This is a genomic window from Leisingera sp. McT4-56, assembly GCF_020514995.1.
Taxonomy (GTDB): domain Bacteria; phylum Pseudomonadota; class Alphaproteobacteria; order Rhodobacterales; family Rhodobacteraceae; genus Leisingera; species Leisingera aquaemixtae_A.
In genome coordinates this window covers 141,959-158,044 of the sequence record NZ_JAJALF010000005.1, presented here as the reverse complement: position 1 = coordinate 158,044, position 16,086 = coordinate 141,959, and the positions used below count along the sequence as shown (strand labels likewise).

Here is a 16,086-nt window from a genome sequence, read left to right as displayed (position 1 = left end):
AACAGGGGGCCTGGATTGCCCCATGCACCGTCAGCGGCAATAGGTGCCGCCGCGGTGGCGCGCCACGTCCAGGTGGATATGGTCCTTGTGATAGCGGTCGGCCTCCGGGCCCAGCACGGTGCCGAAGGGGCCGCAGGCGGCGCGCCAGATCTTTTTCAGCTTCTTGCGGGTCTTGCGGTTCTGCCAGCCGTGCAGAACGGAAACGGTCTCGCCGCTGGCCAGGGTGAAGCCGGAAATGTCGATCGCCCGCGCCTTGCCGTGCTCAGATATCTTGGCGCCGGGGCGGTTGTTGCGGGTGCGGCAGGCGTAGTGGGCAGCGACGCGCAAGCCGACCACCTTGTTGCGGCGGCCAAAGGCGGTTTCGACCTCGCGGTTGATCCAGGTTTTCAGCGCCCGGGCGGTGTTGCAGGTCATCAAAGAGGACTGGCTGAGGCGGACGCCGGCAATCTCGCGCACCCGCACCGCGTCCTTGGCGCCGCAGCCGGGCAGCGTGCCGGAAACATGGCCGACACTGTCGCCCTGGATTTCAATGTCGCCGCAGACCGAGCCTTCACGCAGCTTGCGGCGCTTGAACAGAACCTGCTCTGCCAGGCTGTCGGGCCGGGCCGAAGGCATCAGCGAGGCACCGGGAGCCAGCAGCGGCAGATTTGCGGGGCGGGCTGCTGCCGCCAGGCGCTGCTCAGATTGCGGGCGGGACGCCGGGCGCATGCCGGGCACGGGCGCCAAGCCGGTCTCAAGCCCGGTCTCTGCCGCTGGGCGCACGGGAGGCTCCAGCGAGGCATCCGGCGTTGCGGCCAGGGCCGCACCGCTGATCACCGCCGCCAGCAGCAGGGCGCCCGGGCGGATCATTTCTTCTGCCCCCGGCCGAAGTCCGGCGCGTCAGTGTCCTGGCCTGCTTCGATAATGCCGCGGCGAATGGCACGGGTGCGGGTGAAATAGTCGTGCAGGTGTTGCCCGTCGCCGGTGCGGATCGCGCGCTGCAGGGCAAACAGTTCTTCGGTGAAACGGCCAAGAATTTCCAGCGTGGCATCCTTGTTGGTCAGGAACACGTCGCGCCACATGGTCGGATCGGAGGCCGCGATGCGGGTGAAGTCACGGAAACCCGCGGCGGAATACTTGATCACTTCGCTGTCAGTGACCCGGCGCAAGTCGTCTGCCACGCCCACCATCGTATAGGCAATCAGGTGCGGCGTGTGCGAGGTGACGGCCAGCACCAGGTCGTGGTGGTCGGCGTCCATCACATCGACATGCGCGCCCATGCCCTCCCACAGCTTGCGCAGGCGGTCCACGGCCTCAGGATCGGTGCCCTCGACCGGCACCAGCAGCGACCAGCGGTTGTCGAACAGTTCGGCAAAACCGGATTCGGGGCCGGAATGCTCGGTGCCTGCCAGCGGGTGGGCAGGCACGAAATGCACGCCCTCGGGGATGTGCGGCTGCACCGCCTCGATCACATGGCGCTTGACCGAGCCCACGTCGGAGACCGTCGCGCCGGGCTTCAGCACCGGCGCGATGTCTTCCATCACCGGTCCCATGGCGCCGACCGGCACGCAGAGCACAATCAGGTCGGCGTCCTGCACCGCCTCCTGCGCGCTGTCGCAGACGCGGTCGCAGAGGCCGATGCGGCGGGCGGTTTCGCGGGTCTCAAGGCTGCGGGCATAGCCGGTGACCTCGCCTGCAAGGCCTGCGCGTTTCATCGCCCAGAACATCGAGGATGCAATCAGGCCAAGGCCGATCAGCGCGACGCGGCCATAAACGTGTTCGCTCATGCCTTGCCCTCTTTGAATGCCTTCACCCCTTGCGCGATGCGGCGGCAGGAGTCCTCGTCGCCGATGGTGATGCGCAGCGCGGTTGGCAGGTTGTAGCCCGCCACCCGGCGCACGATCAGGCCCTGCGCCTGCAGGTACAGATCGCAGGCTTCTGCTTCAGCCTGGCTGGAAAAGCGGGCCAGGATGAAGTTGGTGCTGGAAACATCCGAGGGAACGCCGAGTTCGGCCAGCGCATTGGCCAGCCAGGCGCGCCATTTGGCGTTCTCGGTTCGGCAGTGGTCCACGTAATCCGTGTCGCGCACCGAGGCCTCGGCCCCGGCCAGCGCGGTGCTGGAGACGTTGAACGGGCCGCGCACCCGGTTCAGCACGTCAATGATCTCCCTGGGGCCGTAGCCCCAGCCGATCCGGGCGCCGCCCAGGCCGTAGATCTTGGAGAATGTGCGGGTCATGAAGACGTTGCTGCGGGTGCCGATCAGCGCGGCGCCGGCGTCAAAGCCTTCGACATATTCGGCATAGGCGCCGTCGAGCACCAGCAGCGCGCCATCGGGCAGGCCATCTGCCAGCCGAGCCACCTCGGCCTCGCTGATCATGGTGCCGGTGGGGTTGTTGGGGTTGGCGATGAACACCAGCCTGGTCCTGGCGGTGCAGCCCGCCAGCAGCGCGTCCACGTCGGTGACGCGCTCGCGCTCCTTCACCTCCACCGGGGTGGCGCCGGCGGCCAGGGCGCTGATGCGGTACATGGCAAAGCCGTGTTCGGTATAGAGCACCTCATCCCCCGGCCCGGCATAGGCCTGGCACAGGAAGGCGATGATCTCGTCGCTGCCCGCGCCGCAGATGATCTGCTCCGGCTCCAGCCCGTGAACCTCGCCGATCGCCTGCCGCAGCGCCGCGTGGTCCGAGCTGGGATAGCGGTGCATATTGGCCGCCGCGTCCTGCATCGCCTGGACGGCACGCGGGCTGGGGCCAAAGGGGTTCTCGTTCGAGGAGAGCTTCACAACATTGCTCACCCCTTTCACATGGGCAGCCCCGCCCTGATAGAGGGCGATGTCCATGATACCGGGCTGCGGTGTGAGTTGGGTCATAATACGGGCTCCTTAATTCCAACCCGTCATAACGGCCCAAACGCTGGCGGGGAAGCACCAAGATGACGCTTCCCCAGTGCTGCCGCCCCCCAGCGGCAGCCTGCCGCAGCAAGCGTGCCCGCGTTAATGCGCGGCCGCGCCCTTGGGCATCTTGCGCTTGGCCTCGGCCATGATGATCTTCTGGATCTGCTTGCGCAGTTCCATATCCTTGCGCATCGCCTCATTGGCCTGTTTCTGCATGGTCGAAGCCGACTGCGAGCCGTCGGCGCCGGCCAGGGCCTCGCCCGCGTATTTGCTGAGCGTCTTGCCGGAGATCTGCTTGGCGATCTCGCCGTAGATGGCATCGCCGTGCAGCTTAATGAAGTCCTCAGTGGCCTTGGTGCCGTATTTGGCGATCAGGTCCTTCTTGACCGCACCCTCCATTGCGGCGGGCGCCAGTTTGGTCTTGAGGAACTTCTCGGCGCCCGAAGTGAAACCGGACGAGAATTTGTCCAGCGCCTTGCCGGCGCCTGCGGACATGATGCCCGCGGTCAGGATCTTGGCGATGCTTTCCTTGATCTCCTTGGTGTTGGGCGGACGGCCCTTTTCGATCAAGGGCTTGGCCAGGCCGATGGTTTCCTTCAAAGCCTCTGTCACCATGGCTTCGCCGGCCTTGGATTTCAGGAACTTCTCGAAGAACAGCTTGACCGCCTTCTTGGGCATCTCGCGCGACAGCTTGGAGGCGGCGGCCTTGGCCAGGTCGTCGGCAAGCCCTGCTGACAGCTTGGAAGTCAGCTTGCCGCCGGCAGCACCCGCAAGCCCCGCGATGAAGCTGTCGATGAACACCTTCTTGGCAGCGCCGTCCCAGGTCACGTTGTTGCCAGCCAGATGCTCGCCCAGCTGGCCGGCGCTGGATTTCAGCGCCTCGGTGCTGGCGGCGGCGATGGCGTGGGCCTTGGCCGGTGACATTCCCTTGGTCGCCACCAGGCGCGCGGTCATGTAGGTCTCGACCACGGCAAAGGAGACCTCGCGCACCACCTCCAGCTTCCAGACGATGGCGCCTGCGGTGCTGATGCGCTGGTCGATGAATTTCTTGAACGCCTTGCCGCCCTTGTTATAGGCCTTGGTCGCCTTGACGTCCTGCTTGTAAACCTTTTTCCAGTCCGGTTTTTTCTTGCTGACCAGCGTCTTGAGCAGGCTCGACTCGGAACGCGCGTTCAGGATCGGCGTCCAGGGCGGATCGGTCTTGTCGTTGACCATGCTGACAGCAAATTCGGTCAGCGCATTCAGGAAGGTCTCGTTGCCCTGGCGGGTGTTCTCCACCTCGTTGCAGAAGTCGACCCAGGATTCCGCCTGGCCGTACATCATGTTGGCCTTGGCCAGCAGCTTGCGGCGCAGCTCCTCCTGCCCGGCTTCAAACTCCGCCACGGTGATCATCTTGGTCTTGCCGTTCTCGACAACCTCGACCCGTTCGATCTTGGTGTCCGCCGCATATTGCGCGGCCAGTTTGGGCAGGCCCGCGTTCCAGGTCCGCATCCCTGGATCGACAATGCCGTCAGGCTTCTTGAAGCCCAGTTTCTTTTTCTGGAAATCCCGGATGGTCTTGATCAGCCCGGCATCGCATTTGGTGCTGATCTCGACGGAATAGCCGTTCGCCTTAAGCATCAGGCGGACCAGTTCGACATCTGCCGGGGCGTTCTTGACCGGTTTGAATTTGCTTTCGCCAGTCTTGGGGTCCGGTTTGGTGATACGTTTCTTGTCACCAACGGGTGCGGAAAGCTTGAGAGCCATGACTTTGCTCCAACCAATTAACTACTGGTTCCAGCGTGCCATGCCGCCGCCGTTCCGTCGCGGGGGATTTGGAATAGACATTCCCCCTTTAAATGCTGGGGGCGGCTGCCTACATATCACAAGCATGCAAGGTGCTCTCCCGATGCGGGAAAGCACCCGGCGCGATTGGCCTAGGCGGCCTGTGCCTTGAACCGGGCTGTCTGCGGGTCGGCGTCGTAACGGGCCGCAATCTCCCCCGCCTTCATCGTCAGCTCATTCACGCAATCGATGATGTACTGGGCTGTCTCCTCCTCCATCAGGTAAGAGAAGTTGAGCCGCACCCAGCCGGGTTTCTTCATCTCTTCACCGGCCTGCAGGTCTGCGAACAGGGTTTCCGACTCCGGCTGATTGATGCCCAGCAGACGGTGCGCGTAAGGGCCAGCGCAGGCGCAGCCGCCGCGGGCCTGGATGCCGTAGACGTCGCTCAGCATACGGGTGAACAGCTGCTGATGAACCGGCTTGCCTGCCGCGTCTGTCACCAGGAAGGAAAAGATCGGCAGCCGGTGCGCGTCGCGGTGGCCGAGGATGCGCAGCCGCGGGTTGGCGGACCAGCCCTGCCAGGCCATTTGCGCGAATTTGGCTTCGCGGGCCTCGATCTGCTCCTGGCCCACGGCCTCCTTGACCAGAAACGCCAGGGCTGCGCGGATGTCGCCGATCACATTCGGGGTCCCGGCCTCCTCGCGGGCGGCAAGGTCGCGGCTGTATTCGTGCCGCCAGGGCGAGACGAAGCTGACGGTGCCGCCGCCGGGCCAGGACGGGCAGCGGCGGCGCACTGCAGCCTGGTTGACGATCAGCACGCCGGAGGCGCCGGGGCCGCCCGGGAACTTATGCGGCGAGACCACGACGGCATCTTTGCGCGCGGCGCCGCCCTGCCCCATGTCGATGGGCAGGTAGGGGCCGCCGCCGGCATAGTCCCAGACCGCCAGCGCGCCATGCGCATGCAGCAGGCGGCTGATGGCGTCGGGACCGGTCACGATACCGGTCACATTGGACGCTGCTGAGAAGCTGCCGATCTTCAGGTCGCTGTCCGCGTGCTGTTTCAGCGCCAGCTCCAGCACTGCCAGGTCCGGCCCGCCCTCCGCCGCTTCGGGGATTTCCACCACCTCGGCCTTGCTCTCGCGCCAGGGCAGGATGTTGGAGTGATGCTCGTAAGGGCCGATGAAGACCACCGGACGTGCGGCCTCGTTCACGCCGAACAGGCTGACCAGGCGGTTAAGCCCCGCGGTGGCGCCTGAACCCGTGAAGATCACCGCGTCCTCTGCGGTGGCGCCGGTGATGCGGGCAATCTCAGCGCGCGCCTCGCGGCGCAGGCGGGTCATCTGGGTGCCGCAATAGGACGCCTCGGTATGGGAGTTGGCGTAGAAGGGCAGCACCTGGCCTGCCACGAAGTCCTCCACCTGGCGCAGCGCCCGGCCGGAGGCGACGTAGTCGGCATAGACCAGCGGCACCTCGCCATCGAGGCCGGGGATCATCACCCCGTCGCCGATCACGCTGCGGCCAAGGGATCCGTCCTGTGCCGCTTGCCGGATTGTCTGTTTGAATGCTGCCAGGGTCATGTCGCGCCTCCGAATTCTGTGGAAGCATGATGAACGGTTCTTGGCGCGGAAACTTAATCAATTACTGAGTGGATTGCTGAATTTTTGTGTCATATGATCGCCCAATGAGCAAGAATGCAGACAATATTGACCGCGCCATTCTGCGCGCCCTGCAACGGGACGCCAGCCTGTCGCAGCGGGAGCTGGCGGACCAAGTGGGACTGTCGCAGAACGCCTGCTGGCGGCGGCTGAAAGCGCTGAATGAAAGCGGGCTGCTGAAGGGCTCCACCGCGCGGCTGGACCGCAAGCAGCTGGGGCTGGATCTGGTGGTGTTCGTGCTGTTGCGCACCCGGCATCATTCCGCGGACTGGCTGCAGAAATTCCGCCGCCATGTGCTGACAATTCCAGAGGTGGTGGATTTCCACCGCATCGGCGGCGATTACGACTATCAGCTGAAAGTGGTGACCGAGGACATGGCCAGCTATGACAAGGTCTATCAGCGGCTGATTTCAGGCGTGGAACTGGACAGCGTGACCTCCTATTTCGCGATGGAGGCCATCGCGGAGGGCCGGCCGCTGCCCTTGTGAGGATGCTGGCAGGGGTTAGCCCCCTGCCCCGCGGCCAAGGCTGTCAGTGCCCGAATGCGCTGTTTTTCATCCACTTCGGGCGCTTGCCGTCCGGACCCATGCGCATGTGCAGGCAGGCGGTGCCCAAGCGCTGGAAGTAGAGGATGTCGACAGGATACCAGCCGGCCGAGGGCACCTCGACCTGGGTGAGGATGGTGCTGTCGCAGGACTGGCGGCCGTCGAATTCGCCAACCACCTGGCCGCCGATTTTGGCCAGCAGCCCGTCGTTCGTCAGAAAGTCGATGTTGTGGACGCCCGGCGTGTCCAGTTTCACATAGCCGGTGATGCGCGCGGCCACATGCATCGGCCGCTTGGAGGTCAGCGTATTCTGCCCTTCTTCTGTGTCGCGGTTGTCCAGCCCGGCAATCGGGCGGCCCCGCTCGCTGCTGATCTTCAGCGCAGAGGAGGCTTCGGCCAATGACTTCACATCCTGGGGGTAGGCGTAGACCACCGCGAGGCCGGGCTTGACGCCGGAGGGCTGCGGATTCGCAGGTGTGAGTTTCAGCGGTGCGGCGCCAGCCGCCGCCGCGAGGACCGTGAGCGCGGCCACGGCAGTTGCTTTCATCAAGAACTTCATTGGTCACTCCCTGTCGTTTTAGGGACAGGATAGACCCAATACTTCCGCCGGACCACCGCTTTTGGAACTGCCCGGCCAATGCGGTTCCGGCCTGGCAGGCCGGCAACGAAAAAGGGCTGCCCGCGAGGACAGCCCTTCCGCCAGATGCCCCGGGGGCAGCAGGCTTAGTTCTTGGCGTAGAATTCGACGACCAGGTTCGGTTCCATCACAACCGGGTACGGCACGTCGCCCAGAGCGGGGGTGCGCACGAAGGTTGCGGTCATCTTGGAGTGGTCGGCTTCGATGTAATCCGGCACATCGCGCTCAGCCAGCTGGACGGCTTCCAGAAGCGCAACCATCTGCTTGGATTTGTCGCGGACCTCGATCACGTCGCCTTCTTTGACGCGGTAGGAGGGGATGTTCACGCGCTTGCCGTTGACCAGGACGTGGCCGTGGTTGACGAACTGACGGGCTGCAAACACGGTGGCCACGAACTTGGCGCGGTAAACGACCGCGTCCAGGCGGCGCTCCAGCAGGCCGATCAGGTTTTCACCGGTGTCGCCGGTCACACGCACGGCTTCGCCGTAGATGCGGCGGAACTGCTTTTCGGTCAGGTCGCCGTAGTAGCCCTTGAGCTTCTGCTTGGCGCGCAGCTGGATGCCGAAGTCGGACAGTTTGCCCTTGCGGCGCTGGCCGTGCTGGCCCGGGCCGTAGTCGCGGCGGTTGACCGGGGACTTCGGGCGGCCCCAGATGTTTTCGCCCATGCGGCGGTCGATTTTGTACTTGGCAGACGTGCGTTTGGTCACGGCTGATCTCCTTCGTATATGGTTTCGAAGGGCGTTGTCCTCTTGAGGTTTCCCCCATGACAGGCATCCCCTTGCGGGGGCCACCAACACCAATGAAGCCGCGCTTATATAGGGGGATGGGGCAGAGTCAACACGGTCAATGCCTGTTCGGCAGGAAATCTGCAGAAATCCCCGGCCATGGGCGCCAAATAGCACCCGGCCCCCGCCGGGAAAAGACGTCAGGCTGCCTCGTGACCGAGAATCGCGGCCTCGGACGTGTTCAGGTTGCGGCGGGCATAGGGGCCATAGGACAGCGGGTCGCGCTCCAGCCCCGGCTCAAGCTGGAACAGACGCGCCCTGTCCGCATCGCTGAGCGCGGTGAGCGATGCGTTCGACGGATGGAAGCTCTCGGTTTCCACCCCGTTGGCCCAGAGCACCTGATGATCGGCCAGCATCAGGTGGATATAGGTAACTTCGCGCACAGAGGTATCGGGCAGGATGGTGCGGCCATTGACCAGGTCGCTGGCTGCGACCAGAACCTCCGGCGTGTTGAACAGCTCCCGCACCCGCGCGCCGCGCAGCAGCATCCGGTGATCAGGGGAGACCAGCAGCTCCTGTTCCGGGCGGTCGATGCCCAGGGCGCCGGCATGGATACGGATCGGACGCAGCCGCGGCATCACGTACAGCCGCGCGCCGCTGATCCGGCGGGAGCCGATCCAAAGGATCTCCCGGGCGCCGTTGTCGCGGGTCTGGACCCTTTCGCCTTCGCGCAGCTGCTCCACCGGTTTCGGGCCGCTCGGGGTGGCGATCAGGGTTCCGGGTGTAAAGCAGATCACCCCGCTGTCCCCCTGTGGCTGGCCGGACCGGTCCGCGCCTAGGGCATGGCTTACCACCCACAGATCGGTGCCGCGCGGCGGCAGCTCATCCAAGAACATCAGGAGGGGGCATTGGCCCTGCCCGGTCTCGATCAGGGTGATTGTGAAACTTTGAACGCCATTGGTCACCACAAAGCTGCGGTCCATCAGCGGCTCGTCCACGTGAACCGCATGCACATCGGTGCGGTTCTGGACGGCTGCTCCGACCAGCCTGCGCACCGAGCGCGCGGCCCTGCGCCGCAAGTCTTCTGCACCGCTTGCCAAATCCTGACGCAACAGCCCAGCCGGGCCATCCACCCGCACGGCATCGCCATGCCAGCACCACGACGCCCCCACATCCAAAGCGTTCACCGGCGCGGCCGGAAGGCCGTCGATTTCGGTCTGCGACCAGGAAACAACAAACGTGCCACGGAAGCCCGTTTTCATCTGCCTGTATGCCTGCTTCAATCTTATTATTTACGGAACGCTAACAAATTAGCCCCGATCCGGAAACAACAGCCCCGCCCAAACAACTGTGAGCGTGCCCAATGCGCACCAATCTCCGCATGATTGAGCCAGTCCAGACAATTCAGCCCAAGGGAGCACTTGCAGGCACCGCCAGCGCCGGCTTGCGCAACGGCCCTTTAGCCCATCGGGCGGTAGCTGGAGCGCAACCCGTCCGCCGCCTGCCGCACCACTTCAGCCACCTGGATCAGCTGCCGCGCCAGCGGGTTGCTGCGGCGCCAGATCATGCCGATGGTGCGCGCAGGCTGCGGGTCGCGGAAGCGGGCCACCGACACCTCCGCCGAGCGGGTCTCCACCGGCACCGCCATTTCGGGGATCAGCGTCACCCCGATCCCGGCGCTGACCATCTGCACCAGGGTGGACAAGGAACTGCCATCCAAAAGCTCGCGCGGGGCAGCGGACTGCATCTTGCAGAACGACAGCGCCTGATCGCGGAAGCAGTGCCCCTCTTCCAGCAGAAGAAGCCGCATCTGGCGCAGCCCTTCGGGGCCTGGAACGGGTGTTCCGCCGTCTTCGCCGGGGCGCACCAGAACAAAGTTCTCTGAGAACAGCGCGACCTCCTCAAACGAAGGCTCGGAGACCGGCAGCGCCACGATGGCGGTATCCAGACGCCCCTCCCCCAGTTCCTCCAGCAGCTTCGGTGTGACAGTCTCTCGCACGCGAATGTCAGCGTCAGGATACTGGCGGGTCAGGTTGCCCACGATCGAGGGCAGCAGATAGGGCGCGATAGTGGGAATCACCCCGATGCGCAGCCGCCCGGCCAGCCCGTCGCGCGAGGCCCGCGCCAGCTCTCCCAGCTCATCCACCGAGCGCAAAATGCCGCGCACCCGCGCCGCCAGATCCTCGCCCAGGCTGGTAAGCCGCACCTGGCGGGCGCCGCGTTCCACCAGCTGCACTCCCAGAGCCCCCTCCAACTCCTTGATCTGAACAGACAAAGCCGGCTGCGAAACGGCGCAAGCGTCGGCCGCGCGGCCAAAATGGCGATGCTGGGCCAGCGCCTCGAAGTAGCGCATCTGGCGGATGGTCACGTTTATCATAGGGTTTCATTATCACTGCGATGAATAAATGCAACTTATCCCAATGATTTTTCCCTGCTAGCCTCATCTGCAGGAAGACAGGGAGACCCGGCACAGGCGGCCACCGCCCCGCTTGCATTTTCAGGCGGCGCGCGGGCTGCTGGAGCGGTTCCGGGACGCTTCCGCCGCGACGCAGTTCAACCATTTGAAGCCACGATCGGAGAACGTAATGGACGGAAATACCCCCGCAGGAAAATGCCCGGTGATGCACGGCGCAGCGCTGAACACCGATGCCGGCGGCACTTCGAACCAGGATTGGTGGCCGAACCAGCTGAACCTGAAAATCCTGCACCAGCATTTCCCCACGTCGAACCCGATGGGGGCCGGCTTCAACTACCGCGAGGAGTTCAAGAAGCTCGACCTGGAGGCGGTGAAGAAGGACCTGTTTGCGCTGATGACCGACAGCCAGGACTGGTGGCCCGCGGATTATGGCCATTATGGCGGCCTGTTCATCCGCATGGCCTGGCACAGCGCGGGCACCTACCGCACCGCCGACGGACGCGGCGGCGGCGGCACCGGCAACCAGCGGTTTGCGCCGGTGAACTCCTGGCCGGATAACGGCAACCTGGACAAGGCGCGCCGCCTGCTGTGGCCCATCAAGCAGAAATACGGCAACAAGATCTCTTGGGCGGACCTGATGATCCTGGCAGGCAACTGCGCCATTGAATCGATGGGCGGGCCGGTGTTCGGCTTTGGCGGCGGCCGCGAGGACGTCTGGGCGCCAGAGGAAGACATCTACTGGGGCACTGAGACCGAGTGGCTGGGCGACAAACGCTATTCCGGCGACCGCGACCTGGAGAACCCGCTGGCAGCCGTGCAGATGGGCCTGATCTATGTGAACCCGGAAGGGCCGAACGGCAATCCGGACCCGGTGGCGTCGGGCTTTGACGTGCGCGACACCTTTGCGCGGATGGGCATGAACGACGAGGAAACCGTAGCGCTGGTGGCAGGCGGCCATACCTTTGGCAAGGCGCATGGCGCGGGCGACCCTGAGCTTGTGGGCGCAGAGCCGGAAGCCGGCGCGATGGAGCAGATGGGCTTTGGCTGGGCCAATGCGCATGGCTCTGGCAAAGGCGGCGACACAACGACATCGGGCATCGAAGGTGCGTGGAAGCCGAACCCGACAACCTGGGACATGGGCTATTTCGACGTGCTGTTCGGCTATGAGTGGAAGCTGGTCAAGAGCCCGGCAGGCGCCAACCAGTGGCAGGCACAAGACGTGAAGCCGGAGCATATGGTTGTGGACGCCCATGATCCGAGCAAGAAACACGCCCCGATGATGACCACCGCGGACATGTCGCTGCGGATGGACCCGGAGTACGAGAAGATCTCGCGCGATTTCCATGCCAACCCGGAGAAATTCGCTGATGCATTTGCCCGTGCCTGGTTTAAGCTGTGCCACCGCGACATGGGGCCGAAATCGCGCTACCTGGGGGCCGACGTGCCGTCCGAGGACCTGATCTGGCAGGACCCCGTGCCCGCCGTCGATCATGCGCTGGCGGATGCTGGCGATGTGGCAGACCTGAAGTCGAAAATCCTGGCCACCGGGCTTTCGGTTCCGGAGCTGATCTCCACCGCCTGGGCCTCGGCCTCAACATTCCGCGGCTCCGACATGCGCGGCGGCGCCAATGGCGGCCGTATCCGGCTGGCGCCGCAAAAGGATTGGGAGGTAAACGAGCCTGCGCAGCTGGCCAAGGTGATGAAGGCGCTGGAGCAAGTACAGAGCGATTTCAACGCCAATGCGTCCGGCGGCAAGAAGATCTCGATGGCTGACCTGTTCGTGCTGGCGGGCTGCGCCGGTGTTGAGAAAGCTGCCAAGGCGGCAGGCCACCCCGTCGATGTGCCCTTCACCCCGGGCCGCACCGATGCTTCGCAGGAGCAGACCGATGTCGAGGGCTTTGCGGTGCTGGAGCCGGAGGCCGATGGCTTCCGCAACTACCAGAAGGCGGAGTACAGCGTCCCGGCCGAGAAGATGCTGGTGGACCGGGCTCAGCTGCTGACACTTGGCGCGCCGGAGATGACCGCGCTCATTGGCGGGCTGCGGGTGCTGGGCGCCAATCACGGCGGCTCCAAGCACGGTGTTTTCACCGACCGGATTGGCGTGCTGAGCACAGACTTCTTCACCGGTATCACCGACATGGGGGTGGAGTGGAAACCGGCCGGCGACGGCACCTATGAGGGCCGCGACCGGGCCAGCGGCGCGGTCAAATGGACCGGCACCCGCACGGATCTGGTGTTTGGCTCCAACTCGCAGCTGCGGGCGCTGGCGGAGGTCTATGCCCAGGATGATGGCGCCGCTGCCTTTGTCCGCGACTTTGTTGCGGCCTGGGTCAAGGTGATGAACGCCGACCGGTTCGATTTGGCAGGCTGAACTCCCAACAGCAATAGAGCAGCGCCCCGGATGTCCGGGGCGCTTTTTTGTGCGCGGCTGAATCCGCCAGCCGCTGCACTACAGCCAGTAAAAAGCCGGAGGATCTCTCCCCCGGCCTTCCAGCCCTTCCGCGGAAAGGCGTTTTGTAACGGCCGGGCAAACGCGGCAGCGCTGCCCGGTGTTCTGGTGTTATTCGGCGGGCGCCGCGGCCTTCTCACGCTGCCCGTCGCGGAACAGCGCCTTGGCCAGCGACACGCACATCAGGCCCATCACCATGGTGAACGGCAGCGCGCCGATGATCATTGCGCTCTTCAGCGCTTCCATCGGGTCCGCACCGCCGTTCTGCTTGCCTGCGAACAGCAGGGTGCCGATGACTGCGGTCAGGATCAGGCCCCAAACGATCTTGTGCTTGTTGCCGATGTTCTGGTCGCCGCCGGACATGATGGTGTTCATCACCAGGATGCCGGAGTCCGCCGAGGTGACCAGGAAGGTCATGATCAGCACCACGCACATGATGGTGATGCCGGACAGCAGGCCGCCGTCGATCATGCTTTGCAGGGTCACGAACAGCTTGGCGGTGTTGGAAGCGCCGATGATTGCACCCTCTGCCGCGCCGGACAGTTCCAGGTCCATGGCGGTGCCGCCCAGGATGGTCATCCAGGCAAAGCAGACCAGCGCCGGGGCGAACACGCAGCCAACGATGAACTCACGCACCGAGCGGCCGCGGGAAATGCGCGCCAGGAACAGGCCCACGAAGGGCGAGAACGCGATCCACCAGGCCCAGTAGAAGGTGGTCCAGCCTGCCTGCCAGCCGAACTGGCGCTGTGCCTCGCCAGCGGCGTAGGTTGCGGCCAGAACATCGTCGGACAGGGCGGCTGCTTCGCCTTCCAGGCCGGATTTGAAGCCATCGAAAGAGCCCCAGGCATTGGTTGCACCGCCGCGCAGAGCATCGGCGTAGGGTGCAGCCTCGGCCGGCAGAGCCGCCGCGAAGTCAGACGCCGACTGCGGGCCGTAGGCACCGAAGCTCAGCGAGGTGAAGTGCAGGATGTAGTCCACGAACGCCGAGGCATAGGTGGTCATGGCGAACATGAAGGAGCCGAAGACCACGAAGGTCAGCAGCAGGATGATCGACAGAACCAGGTTCAGGTTCGACAGATACTTCACGCCGCGGCCGACGCCGGACACCGCCGAGATGATCGACAGGCCCATGATGGCAAACAGGCCGGCCAGCAGGCCAACGGTGCCCGGTGCCGGAGCCTCGCCGCTCATGTCCATCATCCATTCCATGCCGGTGATGGCATAAACGCCGTCCACGAACTGCGAGACGCCGAAGCCGATGGTCACGGAGACGCCCAGGATGGTGGCAACAACGCCCAGCACGTCAACGACGTGGCCCAGGAAGCCGTTCATCAGCTTGCCGAACAGCGGCGTCAGCGCGGTGCGGATGGTCAGCGGCATGTCACGGGTATAGGCGTAGTAGGCCAGCGACAGGCCGGTCACCACATAGATCGCCCAGGCGTGGAAGCCGTAATGCAGGAACGTGTAGCGGAAGCCGGACTGGATGGCTTCTTCGGTGTTCGGTGTCACCTCCTGCGCCAGCACCACCGGGTTGGAGCCCCAGAGACCCAGCGGCTCGGCGGTGGCGAAAACCATCAGGCCAACACCCAGACCGGCGCCGAACATCATCGAGAACCAGGAAAAGTCCGAGAATTCCTTGCCCTGCTCCGGTCCCCCCATGATCCGCTTACCGGTTTGCGGCAATGCGGCGACCACAAACAGGAAAAAGGCGAAGAAACCGACGATAATGATGTAGAAGGCGTTGAAATCCTCGAGGATACGCCAGTTGAGGCTGCCCAGAACGCCCGTGGCGTTTGCCGGCCAGACCAGTGCCCAGAGAACCAGGGCGACCATGATCCCCTTGCTGAGCAAGGCGATCTCGACGCTGTGCCCCTTATAGAAGCCCTCGTCGGAGGTCTTGATCTCCAGATCCGTAAAAGGTTGCTTTATTGACATGCGTTTCCTCCCGTTTCGCACGTTCCGCACCGGGGTGCGGGTTGTCCGGCGGTTCGCGCAACCGCCGGAGTCTGGCGTCAGCCCAGCAGGGCTTCGATCCTTGCCAGCGTTGCAACGCTGACAGCGACGCCGTCTTGGCGGGCCTGCAAGCGTTTTGCTCGCCGCCCGTCTCCGGGCAGATGTGCGCCGGCTTGCCCGCGCACCGCTTCCACGATCCCGGCCATTCCAGCACTAAAAGCGTCATTTGCTGTCGCAGCCGGGTCGATTGCGATGAACATCTGGCCGGTTTTCGGCGGCCCGCCCGCGGTGCCGGAAAACGGCGATGCGTTGATGCCGAGGGTGGCACCTGTCAGCGCGGCGGCCATGATTTCGGTCAGCAGCGCCACGCCGACGCCCTTGTAGCCGCCCGACGGCGCCATCGAGCCCTTGAGGCCCGCGTCCGGGTCGGTGGTCGGGTTGCCGTCAGCGTCCAGCGCCCAGCCCAAGGGGATTTCCTTGCCTTCGCGGGCGTGCTTCATCACCTCGCTTTTGGCGATGGTGCTGGCGCTCTGGTCGATCAGCAGTTCCGGCTCGCCATCCTCGCCCGGCACTGCAACGGAGAACGGGTTGGTGCCGACAACCGGCTTGTTGCCGCCCGAGGGCGCGATCGAGGCCGGCGCGTTGGTAAAGCCCAGCCCCACCAGCCCGGCGCGGGCCAGGCGGGCGGTGTGGTAGCCAAGAACACCGCAGTTGTAGCTGTTGCGGATGGCAAGGACCACGACGCCCTGTTCCCGTGCCGCCGGGATCAGGACCTCAAAGCCCATATCAATCGCGGAATGGGCAAAGCCTGTGGCGGCATCCACCGCCACGACGCCGGGGCGCGGGCGGGTCAGAACCGGTGCCGCCTGCCCGTCCACCTTGCCGCATTGCACGTGCTCGGCATAGATCGGGATATAGGCAAGGCCATGGCTGGCCACGCCATCGGCTTCGGTCGCGGCGGTGGCAACCGCCAGCGGGCGGGCGTTGGCCTCGGAGGTGCCAGCCGCCACCAGGGCGCGGAAGGACAGGTCCTCGATCTCGGCAAGGGTCATGGTTCTGGTTTCGGTCAT

General features: G+C 64.7%; 13 protein-coding genes. 2 read left to right on the top strand and 11 right to left on the bottom strand.

Annotated features, from left to right (window positions below; all coding sequences use genetic code 11):
- Positions 1–30: 30 nt before the first annotated feature.
- The 5 genes from LHL23_RS08855 to LHL23_RS08835 all read right to left on the bottom strand — a co-directional run bounded on the left by LHL23_RS08855 (position 31) and on the right by LHL23_RS08835 (position 6,213).
- Positions 31–849: an extensin-like domain-containing protein gene (locus LHL23_RS08855; protein ID WP_226429583.1), complete on the bottom strand. Its 819-nt coding sequence runs from the start codon at positions 847–849 to the stop codon at positions 31–33.
- On the bottom strand, positions 846–1,766 hold the full coding sequence (locus LHL23_RS08850; protein ID WP_226429582.1) for a prephenate/arogenate dehydrogenase family protein: 921 nt from the start codon (positions 1,764–1,766) through the stop codon (positions 846–848). Before LHL23_RS08850 ends, LHL23_RS08855 begins: the two co-directional genes overlap by 4 nt.
- Positions 1,763–2,848, bottom strand: coding sequence for a histidinol-phosphate transaminase (hisC, locus tag LHL23_RS08845; protein ID WP_226429581.1), 1,086 nt, complete (start codon positions 2,846–2,848; stop codon positions 1,763–1,765). The genes LHL23_RS08850 and hisC overlap by 4 nt, the downstream gene beginning before the upstream one ends.
- A gap of 123 nt (positions 2,849–2,971) precedes the next feature.
- Positions 2,972–4,618, bottom strand: coding sequence for a peptidoglycan-binding protein (locus LHL23_RS08840; RefSeq protein WP_222477870.1), 1,647 nt, complete (start codon positions 4,616–4,618; stop codon positions 2,972–2,974).
- A 170-nt stretch (positions 4,619–4,788) separates the two neighbouring features.
- The gene (locus LHL23_RS08835; protein WP_226429580.1) at positions 4,789–6,213 is read right to left on the bottom strand and encodes an aminotransferase class V-fold PLP-dependent enzyme; all 1,425 of its coding nucleotides are present in this window, start codon (positions 6,211–6,213) and stop codon (positions 4,789–4,791) included.
- 104 nt (positions 6,214–6,317) lie between these two features.
- Here LHL23_RS08835 and LHL23_RS08830 point away from each other — a divergent pair, with 104 nt between their 5' ends.
- On the top strand, positions 6,318–6,779 hold the full coding sequence (locus LHL23_RS08830) for an Lrp/AsnC family transcriptional regulator (RefSeq protein ID WP_226429579.1): 462 nt from the start codon (positions 6,318–6,320) through the stop codon (positions 6,777–6,779).
- Positions 6,780–6,822: 43 nt separating this feature from the next.
- Here the strand turns inward: LHL23_RS08830 and LHL23_RS08825 are convergent, their stop codons facing one another.
- The 4 genes from LHL23_RS08825 to LHL23_RS08810 all read right to left on the bottom strand — a co-directional run bounded on the left by LHL23_RS08825 (position 6,823) and on the right by LHL23_RS08810 (position 10,575).
- Positions 6,823–7,395, bottom strand: a complete 573-nt coding sequence (locus tag LHL23_RS08825; protein WP_222477864.1) for a PA14 domain-containing protein — start codon at positions 7,393–7,395, stop codon at positions 6,823–6,825.
- A gap of 164 nt (positions 7,396–7,559) precedes the next feature.
- Positions 7,560–8,180, bottom strand: coding sequence for a 30S ribosomal protein S4 (rpsD, locus tag LHL23_RS08820; protein ID WP_222477862.1), 621 nt, complete (start codon positions 8,178–8,180; stop codon positions 7,560–7,562).
- A gap of 218 nt (positions 8,181–8,398) precedes the next feature.
- Entirely contained in the window at positions 8,399–9,460 is a 1,062-nt protein-coding gene (locus LHL23_RS08815) for a Hint domain-containing protein (protein ID WP_226429577.1), read from the bottom strand.
- Positions 9,461–9,657: 197 nt separating this feature from the next.
- Entirely contained in the window at positions 9,658–10,575 is a 918-nt protein-coding gene (locus LHL23_RS08810; RefSeq protein ID WP_226429576.1) for a LysR substrate-binding domain-containing protein, read from the bottom strand.
- A gap of 208 nt (positions 10,576–10,783) precedes the next feature.
- Here LHL23_RS08810 and katG point away from each other — a divergent pair, with 208 nt between their 5' ends.
- A complete protein-coding gene (gene katG / locus LHL23_RS08805) occupies positions 10,784–12,985 on the top strand; it encodes a catalase/peroxidase HPI (protein WP_226429575.1) in 2,202 nt (733 codons plus the stop codon).
- Between the two features lie 189 nt (positions 12,986–13,174).
- Here katG and LHL23_RS08800 read toward each other — a convergent pair whose 3' ends face one another.
- On the bottom strand, positions 13,175–14,998 hold the full coding sequence (locus tag LHL23_RS08800; protein WP_222477855.1) for a BCCT family transporter: 1,824 nt from the start codon (positions 14,996–14,998) through the stop codon (positions 13,175–13,177).
- Between the two features lie 77 nt (positions 14,999–15,075).
- The gene (locus LHL23_RS08795) at positions 15,076–16,086 is read right to left on the bottom strand and encodes an Ldh family oxidoreductase (RefSeq protein ID WP_226429574.1); all 1,011 of its coding nucleotides are present in this window, start codon (positions 16,084–16,086) and stop codon (positions 15,076–15,078) included.

Bases quoted from the DNA above. Each gene is read 5' to 3' on its own strand.
- LHL23_RS08855 (WP_226429583.1), bottom strand. From the start codon at position 849: ATGATCCGCCCGGGCGCCCTGCTGCTGGCGGCGGTGATCAGCGGTGCG.
- LHL23_RS08850 (WP_226429582.1), bottom strand. From the start codon at position 1,766: ATGAGCGAACACGTTTATGGCCGCGTCGCGCTGATCGGCCTTGGCCTG.
- hisC (WP_226429581.1), bottom strand. From the start codon at position 2,848: ATGACCCAACTCACACCGCAGCCCGGTATCATGGACATCGCCCTCTAT.
- LHL23_RS08840 (WP_222477870.1), bottom strand. From the start codon at position 4,618: ATGGCTCTCAAGCTTTCCGCACCCGTTGGTGACAAGAAACGTATCACC.
- LHL23_RS08835 (WP_226429580.1), bottom strand. From the start codon at position 6,213: ATGACCCTGGCAGCATTCAAACAGACAATCCGGCAAGCGGCACAGGAC.
- LHL23_RS08830 (WP_226429579.1), top strand. From the start codon at position 6,318: ATGAGCAAGAATGCAGACAATATTGACCGCGCCATTCTGCGCGCCCTG.
- LHL23_RS08825 (WP_222477864.1), bottom strand. From the start codon at position 7,395: ATGAAGTTCTTGATGAAAGCAACTGCCGTGGCCGCGCTCACGGTCCTC.
- LHL23_RS08815 (WP_226429577.1), bottom strand. From the start codon at position 9,460: ATGAAAACGGGCTTCCGTGGCACGTTTGTTGTTTCCTGGTCGCAGACC.
- LHL23_RS08810 (WP_226429576.1), bottom strand. From the start codon at position 10,575: ATGATAAACGTGACCATCCGCCAGATGCGCTACTTCGAGGCGCTGGCC.
- katG (WP_226429575.1), top strand. From the start codon at position 10,784: ATGGACGGAAATACCCCCGCAGGAAAATGCCCGGTGATGCACGGCGCA.
- LHL23_RS08800 (WP_222477855.1), bottom strand. From the start codon at position 14,998: ATGTCAATAAAGCAACCTTTTACGGATCTGGAGATCAAGACCTCCGAC.
- LHL23_RS08795 (WP_226429574.1), bottom strand. From the start codon at position 16,086: ATGACCGAAACCAGAACCATGACCCTTGCCGAGATCGAGGACCTGTCC.